Source organism: Proteiniphilum sp. (assembly GCF_034927365.1).
Taxonomy (GTDB): Bacteria; Bacteroidota; Bacteroidia; order Bacteroidales; family Dysgonomonadaceae; genus Proteiniphilum.
In genome coordinates, this window is record NZ_JAYFQD010000008.1 from 70,287 (window position 1) to 87,740 (window position 17,454).

Genomic DNA, 17,454 nt, shown 5'->3' on the forward strand with positions numbered 1-17,454 from the left:
CGTAAATTCTCACAATTATAAGTTGATAATAGATTGACTATGTGGTTAAAAAAAACAAATATTATTTTAATACTTGCCTTTTCACTCACAAATTTTCTATTTGCGGATAACAAGGGATATGCCCGTCAGGAGGGTGACATTTTCTATATCGGGAACAATAAGATTGAGCGAGGATTCCGATGGAACAACGGAAATTTGATAACCATGAAGATTATCGATAAGATGAACGGGAAAGTGTGGGAAAGCGGAGCAAAACAAGCTGATTTTTTCGCTCCCGGACAAAGCGACAAGAATATGAAATCTGGAAAATGGGATATCAAGCGTGTCGAAATGCCAACATCGGATCCATATTCGGAAGTAACGGTAGAATACGCGTTGGAAGGATTATCCGTTAGAAGGGTTTTCAGAATATATGATGATTGTCCTGCCATAGGCATAGATACCTACCTGAAGGGGAAAGCAAAAAATTCTTGGATTGTCCAAGACAAAGATTTGGGAAATTGGAAATACTTGCCTCAAAAGAAAATTCTGTCGCAATTAGAAGAAATCCCGGTATTGGACCAAATGAGTTTTCAGGGCAGGCACTGGAAGCTGGACCTGATTGAGTTTACCGATAACTCCGATTCCCACAATAGTTTTGTGAAACACCATTCCGAAACAGCTTATGCGGAAAATGTTTACAAAGGCAATATCCTTTTTTTTGTAAATATGGAAGATGACCTGGGATTGTTCTATTTGAAAGAATCGCCGTTAGCCCCTTCACAGTTAGCCTATCCCGGCGCCGATTACATCGCCAGGTTCGGTGAAGTGAAATCTATCGGCATCGGTATAACCGCATCCGACCTGCAAGGTGCCGACTGGATCAAAACATACAGTATTGTTTTCGGGGTGTCTGCGAATGATGAATTAAGCCGGTTACAAGCGCTACACAGCTATCATAAATGCAAGACATCCAATGAGGATATGATTTTGATGAATACCTGGGGAGATCGGGGATCCCTGGAACGGTTAACCGAAGATTTCTGTTATCAACAGATCGACGCATGTGCCCGGTTAGGCATCAGCCATTTCCAGTTGGATTGGGGATGGCAGGAAACTTCCGATTATACCGATAAAGACGGTACTCCGGTAAAAAAATGGACTCCAAAACGCTCTTTATTCCCAAATGGTTTTGAAAAGGTGGTTGCCAAAGGCAAAGAAGCAGGAGTAGAAGTCTGTCTGTACTTCGTTCCCAATACCCAATACGATAACGAAGAGTGGGAAAAAGATGCCGATGCACTTATTTATTTATATAAGAAATACGGGGTGCGTATTTTCAAAATAGACGGACAGATGATGCAAAGCAAAGCTGCTGAGGTCAGAACCCGGAAGATGTATGAGAAAGTGATGAGAGAGACTGATTATGCCGTCATCTTCAATTATGATATTACGGCCGGGCAAAGAGGAGGATATTTCTATCTGAATGACTACGGCAACATGTTCATAGAAAATCGTTACACCGATTTCACAAGTTATTATCCTTATAAAACACTTCGCAATGTGTGGATGCTGTCGAGATATGTTCCTGCGGAAAGAATCATGGTTGAGTTTCTCAATAAATGGAGAAATCAGGATAAATATGGCAAAGACCTATTTGCTCCCTCCGGTTATTCTATGGATTATCTCTTTGCCATCACACTGGCAGGACAACCACTGGCTTTTATGGACGTAGCCGATTTACCGGAAAATGCTTTCGAATCACCCGATATCATCAAAAAGTACAGGAGTATCCAACCTGGATTCCATAAAGGAATCATCCTGCCCATCGGCGACGAACCATCAGGAAAGTCCTGGACAGGCTTTCAATCTATCGATGACAACGAGGGTTTTTTACTGATATTCAGAGAATCAAATACAAACAACACAGCCGAAATAGACACATGGCTTACAAAAGACAGCAGAGTGGAACTTTCCCCGGTTTTGGGTGACGGCAAAAAAAACAGGCAAACGGTAAAGAGCAACGGAAATATATCCGTGCAATTGGCCAAAGAAAATAGTTTTGTTTTATATAAATACACAATATTAGATTAAATATCATTTTATGGAAAAGATTACTGAACAACCATCCACTTACCGTCATCTGGAAACGATGTCGGTGGATGCACTGATTAAAATCATCAACGATGAAAATAAAAAAGCAGCTTTGGCAATCAAAGAAGCTCTACCCCAGATATCAGGATTGATTTCTGCTATTGAAGATGTGCTGTCAAAAGGAGGAAGAATGTTTTATCTGGGAGCCGGCAACGAGGGGCGGTTATCGGTACTCGACAAAGTGGAACTACCCAACACCTATGGTATTGAAAAAGGAGTCATTAACTGCATTCTTGCCGGAGGTGAAGAGAGGATGCTTGAAGTGCTCGAAGACAAAGAGGACGACGAACAGGATGCGGTAAGGCAAATACAGGAATACAATGTAAGCAGCAATGATATCGTCATCGGCATCTCAGCCGATGGGGATACCCCCTTCGTCCTAGCCGGATTGAAAGAATGCAGGGAAAAGGGTATCCCTTGCGGATGTATTGTCCATAACCCCTCTTCTCCAGCTGCGGCACTGGCCGATTATCCGGTAGAAGTCATTACCGGTCCCGAAATAATAGCCGGTTACACAAAATTAAAGTGTGGATCGGCTCAAAAAATGTTGTTCGATATGATCAGTACCAGCGTACTTGTCCGTTTAGGAAAGGTAGAGGACAATCGAATGGTGAATGTACGACTCATCAACAACAAGGTGGTGGATCGATCAATCAAGATGATCATGCTATTGACGGATTTAAAGGATTATGATAAGGTAAAAAATATCTTACTCCAATGCGGAGATGTGAAGAAATCAGTCGATTATATCGTTGCCAATAATATAAACTAACATCCAATTATGTGTAAAAGACTACTCTTCGCGGGAATCATACTCTTGTCTGTCGGGTTGTATCCTCTTTCGGGTCAGGGTTGTTATTCTATACGGGATCGTATGGAGGCGGCAATGGGGCCGCTTCCCAGTCTTACCAATCAGGCTCCGATGAATATACAGTATAAGGATAGTCTTCAAACAGCAAAATATACCCGTTATAATATCATCTTTACGGTAGCTGAAAACGAGGATCTTCCCGCTTACCTCTACTTGCCCGTCGATAACCGGCAAGTGAAACATCCCGCTATGCTGGTATTGCATTCCACCGGAGCATTGGGTAAAGGGATTGTGGATGGACAGTCAGATCTGGAAAACAGGGCGCTGGCAAAAGAGCTGGCAGAGAGAGGATATATAGTGATTGCACCCGATTACCCCGGATTTGGTGATCTGAGAGATTACGATTTTGAAAACGACCGGTATCAGTCCGGCACGATGAAGGGAATTTTTAATCATATCCGTTGTATCGATTTATTACAAACACTCAGACAGGTCGATACCAGCCGCATAGGAGTTATCGGGCATTCTTTAGGAGGACACAATGCCATATTTGTGGCGGCTTTTGATCCACGGTTGAAAGTGGTTGTCTCCAGTTGCGGGTGGACTCAATTTGAATATTATAACATTGGACCCTCTTCCGAAAATTATGGTGGGAGGTTAGGCCCCTGGGCGCAAGACAAGTATATGCCTTTACTCAAGACCAAATACCAGTTAGACCAGCACAAAATACCCTTTAATTTCGACGAAATAATTGCATCCTTAGCACCCCGTCTTTTCATTTCCAACTCACCGCTACAGGATAAGAACTTTGACGTGGAAGGAGTGAAAGAGGGCATCCAAAAGATCCTACCGGTGTATGAAAAGCTTGGAGCAAAAGAGAATGTGAAAGTATTCTATCCCGATGCGGGACATGATTTCCCCTTAAATATCAGGAATGAAATCTATCAATTCATTGACAAGGAGTTCAACCACCAATTTTAAAAAAATACACCAAATGGAGAACCGACGAGATTTTTTGAAAAAAATGGCATCAGTAGGAATAGCCTCTGCAATGCCCAGTGAGATGTTTGCCCGAATGGAGATAAAAAAACACAATAATGAATTTATATGGGCCAATCTACTCCATTTGAGTTATAATATGTGGGAAGATCATACTCCCCCGCCCTATCAGGACACCGTTTTTACAGGTGACGATTGCCGGGAAGCCTATCTTTGGGCTCATAAGTATCACCCAAACCTCACTTTCGATAAAGAAGTGTGGGACCAGCTTTTATCCAAGATGGTGGATGCCGGCATGAACATGCTCATTATTGATCTCGGAGATGGGGTGAAATACGATAGCCATCCGGAGATTGCCGTGAAAGGAGCCTGGTCGACTTCCCAATTAAAGAAAGAATTGAAAAAAATCCGGGAGATGGGTTTGGAACCTATCCCCAAACTGAACTTTTCAACAGGCCATAAGGCTTGGTTAGGACCATATCAACGGATGATCTCTTCAGAAAAATACTATACTGTATGTAAAAATTTAATTGAAGAGGTGTCTAACCTGTTTGATACTCCACGTTTCTTCCATCTGGGTATGGATGAGGAGACGGCAGGACATCAACAAACCCATGAAAACGTAGTAGTTCGTCAGGGTAATTTATGGTGGCACGATTTTTATTATCTGGTCGATATGGTTGAAAAACAGAATATCAGATCTTGGATTTGGTCTGATTATGCATGGGATCATCCCGACCTGTTTTTTGAAAAAATGCCAAAATCGGTCCTGCAAAGCAACTGGTATTACTCCACTCAATTTGAAAAAATTGACAATCCCATCAACGAAAAATATGTGAGATTATACGACCAGTTAGAAGCGCATGGTTATGACCAGGTTCCTACAGGAAGTAACCATTCTAATGACATCAACTTCGGGAAGACGGTTGAATACTGTTCTAAAGTGATCAGCCCCGACAGGCTGAAAGGTTTTATGCAAACAGTATGGCGACCTACCCTGACTCCTTGTTTGAGTAGACATCTTGAAGCAATCGGACAGGTGGCCAATGCCAAAACGCTCATAAAAAAATGAAATGCTTCTTCACTTTAATCGTTATCACCTACAGCCTAATGGCTCATACAGAGCCTGTCAGGGATATTACACCCAACGATTATACTGGAAGTGATATCGAACGGATACAGGCTGCTATACATGCCGCTAAAGGAACCACCGGCAAGGTAATCATACCTAAGGAAAATGGCAATGGATCAAGTTGTTGGAAAATAGACAGAGCCATACTATTACCTTCCAATATAACCCTTATTCTCGATAATTGTACTGTACAATTGTCGGATTCCTGCCGCGACAATATGTTCAGGAGCGATAATGTAGGTATCGGAATTACTGATCCGGGATGGAATCATCATATCCACATTATAGGCATCGGGGACGTCTACTTAAAAGGAGCCGACAACCCCCGAGCCACCGGTGATGCATATAGGACTCTTACCCTGACACCGGAGAATGAAAAAAACTGGAGAGTAAGTTATGGAAGTGATGCGGGAAAGAACGGGGTAAAACAAAAGGGAGATTGGCGGAACAACCTGATCCAGATAGCTTATGTAGATGGTTTCAAGCTAAAGAATGTAACAATAGAGAACTCCCATGCCTGGGCGGTCAGTTTTGAACGTACTCACAATGCCGAATTATCCGATATCAGATTCAACAACCCTGAAATCATTATGGTAAAAGGGATACCGAAAAAAGTATTCAATAAGGATGGTATTAATTTAAGACATGGATGTAAATATTTCAGGATAAATAATATCACCGGTATTAACGGTGATGATTTAATTGCACTTTCCAGCCTCGATGTGACTCCCTTCTACCACACCAATGGCGATATCAATTCTTATCAGACTACCTCTACCCAATGGAACGGACCGGAAGATGATACTGAACAGATATTTATCACCAACTGCCAGACAAATTATACGGGAGTAGCGATACGGGCAAGTGACAACGCAAGCATCCACCATGTCTATATCGATGGAGTTATCACCAAATCAAGGTCTGACACTCCTCCTCCCTATGGGGGAAGTCCCTATACCTTGCTGGTAGGAGGCAAGGGATATGGAGATCCCTCCGGAAAAGAAAAAATTCATAATATCTATGCAATGAATCTGATGGGAGATGGAAAATCTCTGATCTTAATCGAAGCCCCCATAGCCAATTGCTCTTTTATGAACGGAATATACACCGGAGCTGCACCAACGGCCATTACTTATACGATCGACAAGCAGCAAACAAGAAATATCAATGAAATCAATCTGGTAAAAGTCACCACAGACTAAAATGTTTGTAACTGATACTGAGACTTCAATAACAATGGTAACAAAACGGGTATATAAATTGGCATTGTACCTACTGCTGATGCAGGGAGTGTTTCACTCGCAAGCGAATGAACCGGGGAATCCTAACGGCATCAGGGTGATACATGCACCGGCTGAGCCCAGTGTAGCCTTTGCGAACTTTGATGCAACCACCAATACCCCGGGAACCAGTTTTACGGCACAAGGCTCCAAGTTGAGTGAAGTCTATATATGGGTTCACGAGGAGTTAACCGGAGAAGTGGGAGCACATGTCATAGATGGTGGACTCTATGGGAAAATAATAGCCATAGGTAGTGTGGCAGGAAAGGAAAAAGGCCGACAGAAGATTATTTTTCCGAATGATATCTACCTTGAAAAAGGTAAGACCTATTATCTCAAACTATTCAAAGGAGAACCGGCTACGGTATACGGTTCCGTCGCCCGAGCCGCCCGGAATTCCGATGAAATACAAGGCTACAACCTCTATGGTCCGGTATCCTACGACCTCGCCCATGAACTCCTTTTTGAGGAATGGCAAGGAGCGTCACCCGATAATCCTTTGTTGCAGGTCAAGAAAAAACATGCCGAAGGATATGAACAACAGGTCAATGAGGCGCTCAGCGCAAAAATAGACCTATGGGGAGAACAACTCCTGGCACTACCCGAAGGTCCTACCTATGAAAATATCAAGGATTTTCTGGCGCCATTGAAATTGATGGGGACGGCCGTTACCGAATCGGGCGTCTATTATATCCCCTTTGGAAGACCACTCAATCGAGGGGGATTTGGCCCTGCAGCGCTGCATGTAGGCGATGGTAGTCAAATTATTTCACAAGTATCCTCCGGCGATAAGGTTACCGTTCTTGTCGGCGCTTCAGGGAATGAGCGGTATGGATTTGCCGAAGCGCGACTGGTGCAAGAATGTCTTGAAGGGGGATATTATCCGATATTACAGAACCAATATACAGATGTAGATGGAGTCCAATACTATCAGGAATCTTTTTCCGATTACCTCTTCGCAACTACCGAACTGGTCAGTTTTATCAACCTGAAAATATCGAAGGAGAAGGCTGGAATTGATTCAGTCAGAGTAATATTCCATTTCTCCGATAATAACCTGTTGACATTGGAGAATAACTTGCTGAAAGCAAACAACAAGGTAAGAGCTATTCTCTCTCCGGGAGCGATATTAGAAAAGAATAACAACATTGTGTACAATCTCAATATCAGCAACGGAGATAAGGAGTTATACATCGCAAGGTTGCTTCATCCGGCCAATTGTGCACAAACGGAAATAACCCCGAGCCTATACAATGCAGAAAAGAAAGAACTGAAAGATTATTGGGATGGAGAGTTGGCAAAAGGAACCACCATCGATATCCCGGAGGAGAGAGTATCTCATGCACTAAAAAACTTACTCATCCAGAATCTATATATGGGATATTTGTATAGTATCGGTAATTTATACGAAAACTGGTACCAGCCTGAAGGAAACGATGCAGCAAGGGTACTGGGTGAATTTGGTTTTATCGAACAACAAAAAGCCCTCCATGAAATTCTACTCTACCGTCCGTTCAGGCGCTACCGGACATGGGAAATGGGTGAACTTCTGTCTCATTCCTCTCAATACTATCATATCTCCCAGGATACGACATTCATAGCTAACCATAAAGATAGGTTTCTTAATTTTCTGAATGACTTTGAAACGCAAATGAACCATTCGGAAAACGGAGTTCTCACTGCCGAAGCTTTTAGTGGAGATATTGCTGAAAAAATGGTCTACCTCCACCACCAAGCAGTGGCATGGCGTGGAATGCGTGACATGGCACATATTTTCAAATCGTTGGGAGATACTGATAATGGAGACAGATTTTTATCCCTTGCCGGACAACTTAAAACTCGTCTGACAGAGGGAGTAAATAACAGCATCACTACCCTGTCTGATGGTAGTATATTTATCCCTACCGAATTATTTACCAAAGAGAAACCTGAACCCTACTCCAATATCACCGACACGAAATACGGCTCCTATTGGAATCTCTGTTTTCCCTATGTAGCCGCTTCGGGATTACTGGAGACAAACCTGTTATCCGGATATTACCAATATCTGAAAAACTACGGTGCGTTTCTTCTCGGGATGGTACGTTTCAATTACTATCCGATAGAAGTGGGGAGTTACAAGGAAGACGGATTGCCGGGCTATAAAACAACCGGAGTAGATAATGTGTACGGTTTGAACCTGAGCCGCTTCATCTCGATGATGGACGACCCCGACAGGCTTGTCCTCTCATTCTACGCCAAACTGGCCCATGGAATGACCAGAAACACTTTTATTTCAGGAGAAGGTGATACGGTCGGTCCATTCCCCGATGAGTTCTACAGAACATGCTATCTAAGTCCTTCCAGCTTCAATAACACCTGGTTCCTGTTGATGCTCAGGTTGATGCTGATTGCTGAAACAGACGGGGCGGACGGGCTGCCGCAGAAATTACACCTTGCCTATTCCACCCCGCGTGCATGGCTGGAACAAGGAAAGAAAATAAACGTATCGAATGCTCCTACGCTATTTGGGAATATCGATTACCTGATTTGTTCCGATATCGATAAGGGAACCATACAGGTAACTCTGTCAATGCCCTCTCAAATCGGTTCTGCAAAGGAAGTATCACTCAGGTTAAGAACACCGAGGAACAAGAAAATCCAAAAAGTAAAGATCAACGGAAAATCACACAAGGGCTTTGATGCCGAAAATGAGACCATTGACCTTACAGGAAAAACAGGAGAGTTACAGATAACTGTCAACTATTGATTTTCTCCCATTATTGAAAACAGGTATTAAGACTAATAAATTAATATACAATTGTATGAAGAACTTTTTGTCATTTTTGTTTATGCTGGGCATTTTATGCTCTTGCAAAGGGAGTTATGAAGTAGGCAGTTCTGTTGTCAGTATTGAGCCTACCGACGAAACTGTTTCACTGAGTTTAGCAGGTTTTGCGGCACCCTACGAAGGTCGCTTCACTATTGGCTGGGAAGCGCAGGGTACTACCGATTATTTTTCAGATTTCACTGCAGTAGGAGAACAATTCTACGGTGTGAATGAAAAGGGGAAATTGGTTACATTTACCCAAAAGCCTATCGGAAAGGCGAAAACTGTTGCATCCGACATACCTGTAAAACTCATTACAGGTCATGCCAATTCGTTGTACGGAATTACCGGTAAAGGAGATCTATACGTTTCGAAAAGTGTAGGCGACAAGATTGAATGGGAAAAGCTGTCATCGGTTGCAGGAGCAAAAGCTTTGACATCCTCCGGTGAAAAATTGTATGTAGCAACAGCTAAAGGAGAGTTACTCGAAGGAACTATCGCTGCGGGTACCATATCATGGAAAAACGTGGCCAATACCAACGTAATTCAATCGCTGGCTTCCGATGGAAAAAGGCTGTATGCCCTCGGAGAAGATACCGTGCTCTATCAATGTGAAATAAGCTATCCGCAAGAGAGTTGGGTACGTATCGGATATAACAATGGATCTACTTATACGATCAATATCCGTAGCATTACCTATTCAAATGGAAAGTTATATGCTTTCGGCGATGACAATACGCTCTATACAAACAAACACAATTCTGAAGGAAATATGACAGCACGCGCCTTCTCGTTCAAAAAAGGGAAGAAAGTGGCGGTCATCGTGGGAGTGGATGTATGTGGTTTCGACTATTCCTTCATTCAGGGTATAAAAGATGAGATTTACCAGAAAAGGGGTATCCCCCATGAGGCTGTACTGATCAACGCATCCCATTCTCACTTTACCCCGGTTACCCAAAGCTGGATCACTTGGGAAAAACAGAACCAGCATCCCGATACCCTTTTCTTGAATGATGTGGTACGCCCCGGCATTATCCGCTCCATAGAAGAGGCAATTGACAATGCTGTCAAGAGCGATCTCTTTTTCAGTCGTGACACTACGGGTATTGGGAGAAACAGGAGCTTGAGAGGATCAGATATCATATACGACAATAGCTTGGATGTAGTGAAGATTGTTTCTCAAGAAAATAAACAAGAATCGGTACTCTTTTTAGCAGGATGCCATCCGGTTGTATCTGACTCAATTGCAAACCATTTTGTCGTAAGTGCTAACTTCCCCGGATATGCCAGAAGTATTATCGAATCTACAGACGGTATTCAAACCAGCATGTTCCTTCAAGGATGTGCCGGCGACATCAATCCTATCTCCAAGTTCTACACCACAGGCAAACAACTGGCAGAGGAAGTGATGCATGCATTAAGTAAAACCCCATCTCCCATCCAAGGAAATATCTCTTGTTATCTTGACACAATTTCCGTACCTGTGACTCCTTGGAGTCGTGAACAACTGGAAGAATATCTACAAAATGCGGGGAAAAAACCTGAAGATGGACTTGCCCGTAGGGATGTCCGCTGGGCAAAACTGATGTTGGAGCATTACGACAAAAACGGCACACCTCCCACTGATATGCCGATATATGTACAGACATTGAATATTGGCGATTGGAAACTGATTGGCCTTTCCAGAGAAGTTACCACTGAATTTGGCATTGCTATCAAGAATTTATGGCCTGACCAAAAAGTATCGGTAGCTGCCTATACCAACGACATACCCAGTTATCTTGCTACTGATCCTCATGTAAAAGCCAGAGACTACGAAGGATACGGATCTTTTTTTTGGTATGGACAACCCAATAACTACCCGTTAGGTATATTTGATACGGTAGTAAACCGTATCAAAGAAAATAACCGATAGAAATTGGCTGACTAATATTTAAAGGATAACAACTTATATCTATGTTTTTAACTACCGACAGTAGATTCAGTAAAACCGATCACGTATCAAAAGAGATCTGGGTTACAAGAGGAGTAAATAGATACAAAATCATTATTCCCCTTCTGATCGGTTTTTATATACTCTGCAGTATCAGACTGTTCGCTCTGGAAAGCGAACAGTCTGAGATTGTCATTGAGAACAAGGAGATGCGCTTTGTGCTTTATGACAATGGAAAACCTAAGAGCTTAGTTCATAAAGAGACGGGACAAGAATGCCTCGATTTAGGCAACAGGGAAAAATCCATTTTTGCACTTATCGAATACAGGCCGTATGCTACCGAACTAATGCTCACCTATTCTGCCAAACCGCGGAAATATTATGCGGACAAGGTGAAAAGAGAGGGGAATAAATTGATTGTCCAATTCGAAGAAATCTGGTACACGGCAATTATTGACTTGAATATAACTGACCACTATATTGGTTTCAGTTTGGAGAAATTAGCATATACCATCGGAAAGATAGGTGTAGAAAAAAGAAAAACTGAAGTAGATGAATTTACCCTCCTGGAATTACCCGTCAAGAAGCGTACTCACTTCGGGGAGTGGTTAAATGTGACATGGGACGACGAAGTCTCCGTCAATGTATTGGCGACAGACCGCTATGCCAAAATCGATGCCGACATAAGAGGTAGTAGTTGCCTAATGGTGGCAGGGATGGAAAATAATATTCGATTAGAGGGGGTGGGAGCCGCGCTAATCACAACCAGTACAAGTAAGCTCCTCTCTTGTATTTCACATTTAGAGGAAGACTACAATCTTCCTTTAGGGGTTAAAAGCCGTCTCAGCAATGAATACAAGTACTCCTATTATGAACCGAAAGGAATAACTCCCAAGAATGTGGATGAACATATATCCTATGCAAAAAAAGGTGGCTTTCGGCAGATGTTATTATATTATGAGGATATATTTGTGAGCATGGGACATTTCACCTGGGGTGATCACTATTCTAATAAGATGGACGACTTGAAACAGGTCGTACGAAAGATAGAGGAAGCAGGAATCATCCCCGGATTTCATATACATTACAATAAGGCCAGTAAGAACGATCCTTATGTAACACCCATTCCCGATCCAAGATTCAATCTCACAAAAATATTCACATTAGCAGCTCCTCTCAATAAAGATGCTGCTATCATAACTGTAGAAGAATCACCTTATGAATGTACGTTGGAGGCAGGAAGAAGATTGTTGAAAATCGGTAATGAAATCATTTCCTATGAGAACTATACCACATCTTATCCCTATCAATTTACAGGTTGCAAGCGCGGAGAGCTCGGAACCGAAACCGCAACGGCTGCCGCAGGGCTTAAATTTGGGTTATTGGATGTGGATACCTGGCCAAAGTTTATCCGGTTCGACCAAAGAACAAGTATTCAGCAGGAAGTAGCGAAACGGGTAAGTGAAATATACAATGAGGCAGGATTCAAATTTGTCTACTTCGATGGAGCAGAAGATGTACATTATCCCTATTGGTATAACGTACCGAAAGCACAATGGGAAGTTTATCAACATTTAAACCCGATTCCTCTTTTTTCGGAGGCAGCTACAAAATCACATTTCAGCTGGCATATTATTACAAGAGGGAATGCCTTTGATACTTTCCCTCCTGAAGAGGTAAAAGAGGCTACCGACATATACCAGGTACAGGCAGCGAGATATATGAACGAAAGCTTTTCATCCATGAATTTCGGGTGGAATGATTATGTAGCTTCTTCCGACAAGACAATCGGCATGCAACCGGACATGTACGAATATATCTGCAGCCGGGCAGCCGCATGGGACTGCCCAATCGGCTTATTCGGCAGACCGGACCAGTTTAAAAGTCATCCCCGTACAGAGGATAATTTACGGGTTATAAGAATGTGGGAAGAGGTCAGAATTGCAGGATTGATGACCGATGTACAGAAACAGGAGTTAAGAAACAGCCATCAGGAACATTTCTTATTCAAGAATGTAGACGGAAAATATGAAATTATTCCATACAAGAAAGTGGAATCTGTGACCAAGACCTCCGATTCTATTCGTGCTTTCATTTTTAGTCGGGCAGGTAAAACATGGGTTGTGCTATGGCATATTCAAGGGGAAGAACTACTCCGTATACCGGTCTCGAAAAAGAGCATTGCTCTATATGATATGAATGTACGAAGAAATAAATTGGGCGAAGGATCCAACGACTATTCAACCATCTCCGTGGGGGATTGCCGTTACATAGTTTTTGATCTTCCGGAGGACGAAGTCATAGAACTATTGGCAAACAGTAAGGTATTATAAGGGCATAACACATGCCGTTTTCTATTTGACAAATTAACAAAGTGGAATAACATGAAAAAAATAAGCAGGAGACTCTTTTTAGGCAGCGCATCCATCGTCGGTACAGGAATGGCGCTCAAACCCACATCTATCTGGGCAGGGAATCGCAGTTTGGATTCTAAACCAGCTCTTTTAGGCGGAGAAAAAACAATAACCAAATCATTTCCGCGATGGCCAATTGTCGATACCACCGAGGAGAAAGCACTGTTAGATGCTTTACGTGGCAGCAGATGGGGAAGACGCGTTAAAGATAATGCTGCCGACAACTTTGAAAACAATTATGCGAAATTATTGGGAGCCAACCACTGCCTGACAGTCAATAGTGGTACATCCGCACTTTTCACCATCATGGGGGCATTGAATATTGGCCCCGGCGATGAAGTGATCCTACCGGTCTATACTTTCATCGCAACCTATAATGCCGTTGTATTGCATAATGCATTGCCCATCATCGTGGATATAGACCCGGAAAGTTTCCAGATAGACCCCAAAAAGATGGAAGCAGCCATTACCAAAGAAACCAAAGCACTGATGCCGGTACATATCGGCGGATCACCGGCCGACTTGGACAGTATCCTGGAGATAGGTAACCGGCATAATTTGCCTGTTATTGAAGATGCTTGCCAAGCACATTTAGCGGAATGGAAAGGCAAAAAAGTAGGTACCTTCGGAATAGGAGGGGCTTTCAGTTTTCAGGAGTCCAAAAACTTGAATTGTGGGCAAGGCGGGGCCGTCACCACGAATAACCGCCAATTCATGGATGCTTGTGTGGGTTTTCATCATCAGGGATCCATATTGCAAGACAACCCTTACGCCCAAGGAGGTATTCGTGGTGGGAACTTGCGAATGACAGAGTTTCAAGCTTCCATATTGAATGCCCAAATGACCCGTTTGGAACAGCAGGCGAAAACAAGGAGTGAAAACGCAACCTATTTGAGCAGGATATTAAATGAGATACCGGGCATAGCCCCTGCCAAATTGTACCCCGGTACCACCAACAGCGCTTACCATTTGTATATGTTCCGGTACGACAGCAATTACTTTGCCGGAATGAGCAGGGCACGTTTCATGGAAGCCCTATCCGCTGAGGGCGCACCATGTAGCGGAGGATATGGGCAAATGGAAAAAACACCACGGATAACCTCATTACCCAACAACCGCCATTATATAAAGATATATGGCGAAAAAACCATGAAAGACTGGTTAGAGCGCATCCAGTGTCCACAGAACGCGAAAGTATCCGGCGAAATTGCCGTATGGTTCAGCCAGACGGTCTTGTTAGGTTCCAAAACCGATATGGAACAGATTGCTGAAGCCATTCGAAAAATACAAAAATATGCGCAAGAAATAAAAGAGGCGAAAATATAAAATTTGAATTCTCAAGAATATGAAAAAAACAGCTTTAATCGGTTTTATTTGCTGTTTGCTGTTGATAAGCACACAAGCTTCCGGTCAAACAGCGGCAGAGAAAAAACAGGCAGCTTTTGAATGGGTTTTCGGCAACTATGCCCAATTCGATCGGGAAATGACACAAAAAGTACTCGCAGATACTCATGGAAAACGTCATTATGTAGATCGCGACGGCGACGGAAAACCTGAAGAGGTCTGGTTTATAGATACCGACCCCAGACACAATAAAAATAGACAACCTTTATTGGTGCGTGTCATTGATGAAGATGGCGACCTGACAATAGGAGGTGAACCCGATCTGGATAGCGATCTCTATCTGGCAGACTGGAATGCCGATGGAACGATAGATGCGGTGGTCGATTATGAAGATGTGGACGGGGACCAAGATGTTGATCGTATGTCGATGTTCTTCTACACGGAACAACACGGTTTAAGAGTCTGGTGGGGACGCGACGACGGTGATGACAATCTATTGTGGTACGACATCGATTATTACTACTATCAAAATCCATGTCAAAACCATACTCATTTCGGTGGCGATGAAACTTTCTTTGCATTTTATATCAAACCGGGAGAAAAATATTGGACACCCTTCTTCGAGAATCCATTCCTCTTCTATGACCTCGACGGAGACGGTATTACCGAGGAGGTGTTACGCGTATCGGGACAGGATGATGTGGTACATTCCATCCGGTGGAGTTTCGATTTAGATAACGACGCCACCATTGCAAGTCCTCGCGATTTCGATGTCTCCATGTCGGCCTATGCCCCCGGTCTGGAGGTGGGAAATACGGCAGCCGGCTGGAGTGCCGGTACACACAAGGAAGTGGGTAATACTTTACGAATCGGCGACCGGCAAAGCGAAGTAATCACTATCAGGGGTATAGACACACGGCCGGTATTGAAACGGACCGAAGCAACCTCCTTCTTTTCCGATGTGACATGGTCGAAAGTCTTAATGACCTGGGACGAGAATGACCTGAACAAGGACGGCAACAGCCAACGTCCCGATTTGGAACGATGGGAAGGTATCATTGCTGCACCCTCCACCGAAGAGGGACTTGAATTTCCCGTAATTGGGGGACCCGACTGCGGCCCCTTCAATAAACGTTATCAGATAGTGATGCAGCCTTCTCAACCCAATGAATTCTATTTCAATCCCTCGGAAGGGCGATTGCATATCAGTCATAGCGACAAGACATGGCTGAAAGTGGATTTCGACTACGATAACAAGGAAGATATGTATTATCTCTGGACTGATACCGATAATGATGGAATACTGGATAAGGTGGAAGTAGATATCAACGGAGATGGCAAGTTTGATGACAGTTGGCAATTAAATACTACCGGCATTAAAACCGTACGTTGGAATTTCGAAGAACTTCATTCCGCCTATACGCCGGTAATCCTCGATCTTCCAAAACAGCTCTATGCCCTGAATGAAGTGCTGACAAATGCGCTCGAATCTATCAAGCCGGGATCAGGTGAAGATGAAGTTTGGAAGATGATCGAAAATAAGATGCAACATGAATCCCTCACCCAAAGTCTCTCAGAACGCCTTGTCAACAGCGATGAATCGATGCTCTACTATTTGCGGATTGCAGCCGATCGCAGAATTTTTAACCTGAAGAAAGCCTATAAAAAGAAAGTTTTTTGGAAACAGATGGATATGGAGAGGGGAAAAGGAGAATTGGCTACAATGGTACAATTTATCCGGGAAGAATTCAAATTGCAAAACAACCTCCCGGATTATACCGCTTGGATAGCCAATTTACGGGCAATACCGGACAAGAAAGGTGTTGCATGGGACAATACATGGTTCCCACCCAACTGGGGATGGGAATCCGAAAAAGCGGCTTTCCGTTGCTATGACGGCCATTTCGACCTGTTTGCCAAACGGATGGATACGCTTATTTATCCAGCCATCGGCCAAGGGAGCAGCTACCATAAGGATACAAATGGATGGGGAATGGATATCCTGCATGTTGGTAAAACAGGTGGAATAGGAGGATTAGTGTTATATGTCGATGGTGTTGCCTATCCCGTCCGCAATGAGAAAAATCCGGGAGATCCGGTATTGACGGGACGATTAGTGAAAGAAACGACCGACAGTATTACCCTCGAATTTATAGCGGAAAATGTAGGCCCCAAAGAGAATCCTTATACCCTCTATATTCGCCCCTCTGCCATTGCCGGCAGGAAAGACTCGCCTGTAGAGGTCGTTGTTGAAGGAGGAAAACCGGGACAAATATTAACGATAGGACTAACCCTGACCGTCTTACCGACTGAGACTTTTTTCTGTGATAAAGAATCGGGCATCATGGGTTCATGGGGATTTCAGGATCCCGAAATTGGTTGGATTGGAATAGGTCTTATCTTCCCTGAAAGCAGATACCTCTTCTTGGATAAACAGCCGGAGGAACACCGTGTGGTACTTCGCTATAACCAGGGAGAGTCGCTGTGGTACCACATACAGGGTGATTGGCTGAGAGCCCATCAGTTCCCCCGTTCACCCGGTGCACAGGAATGGAAGAACACCTTGAAAAAGGCATCTTTAAACAATCCGGTTATTAAATAA

10 protein-coding genes are annotated in these 17,454 nt (G+C 43.4%); all 10 read left to right on the top strand.

Annotated features, from left to right (window positions below):
• The first annotated feature begins 39 nt into the window (after window positions 1-39).
• The 10 genes from VB073_RS06030 to VB073_RS06075 are packed head-to-tail and all read left to right on the top strand — an operon-like array spanning window position 40 to window position 17,454.
• Window positions 40-2,070, top strand: a complete 2,031-nt coding sequence (locus VB073_RS06030; protein WP_323403248.1) for an alpha-galactosidase — start codon at window positions 40-42, stop codon at window positions 2,068-2,070.
• 10 nt (window positions 2,071-2,080) lie between these two features.
• Window positions 2,081-2,902 carry an N-acetylmuramic acid 6-phosphate etherase gene (locus VB073_RS06035; RefSeq protein WP_323403249.1) on the top strand — a complete coding sequence of 274 codons (822 nt, stop codon included), beginning with the start codon at window positions 2,081-2,083 and terminating at the stop codon, window positions 2,900-2,902.
• Window positions 2,903-2,911: 9 nt separating this feature from the next.
• A complete protein-coding gene (locus VB073_RS06040; RefSeq protein ID WP_323403250.1) occupies window positions 2,912-3,922 on the top strand; it encodes an alpha/beta fold hydrolase in 1,011 nt (336 codons plus the stop codon).
• Window positions 3,923-3,965: 43 nt separating this feature from the next.
• Window positions 3,966-5,012, top strand: a complete 1,047-nt coding sequence (locus VB073_RS06045) for a Tat pathway signal protein (protein WP_323403251.1) — start codon at window positions 3,966-3,968, stop codon at window positions 5,010-5,012.
• A complete protein-coding gene (locus VB073_RS06050; protein WP_323403252.1) occupies window positions 5,009-6,274 on the top strand; it encodes a glycosyl hydrolase family 28 protein in 1,266 nt (421 codons plus the stop codon). Before VB073_RS06045 ends, VB073_RS06050 begins: the two co-directional genes overlap by 4 nt.
• Before the next feature lie 34 nt (window positions 6,275-6,308).
• Window positions 6,309-9,101 carry a hypothetical protein gene (locus VB073_RS06055; protein ID WP_323403253.1) on the top strand — a complete coding sequence of 931 codons (2,793 nt, stop codon included), beginning with the start codon at window positions 6,309-6,311 and terminating at the stop codon, window positions 9,099-9,101.
• Window positions 9,102-9,156: 55 nt separating this feature from the next.
• Window positions 9,157-11,076 carry a hypothetical protein gene (locus VB073_RS06060; protein ID WP_323403254.1) on the top strand — a complete coding sequence of 640 codons (1,920 nt, stop codon included), beginning with the start codon at window positions 9,157-9,159 and terminating at the stop codon, window positions 11,074-11,076.
• 41 nt (window positions 11,077-11,117) lie between these two features.
• Window positions 11,118-13,427, top strand: a complete 2,310-nt coding sequence (locus VB073_RS06065; RefSeq protein WP_323403255.1) for a hypothetical protein — start codon at window positions 11,118-11,120, stop codon at window positions 13,425-13,427.
• A gap of 51 nt (window positions 13,428-13,478) precedes the next feature.
• Window positions 13,479-14,834 (top strand): DegT/DnrJ/EryC1/StrS family aminotransferase, encoded by a 1,356-nt coding sequence (locus VB073_RS06070; protein ID WP_323403256.1) that lies wholly within the window; start codon window positions 13,479-13,481, stop codon window positions 14,832-14,834.
• Between the two features lie 19 nt (window positions 14,835-14,853).
• Window positions 14,854-17,454: a DUF4861 family protein gene (locus tag VB073_RS06075; protein ID WP_323403257.1), complete on the top strand. Its 2,601-nt coding sequence runs from the start codon at window positions 14,854-14,856 to the stop codon at window positions 17,452-17,454.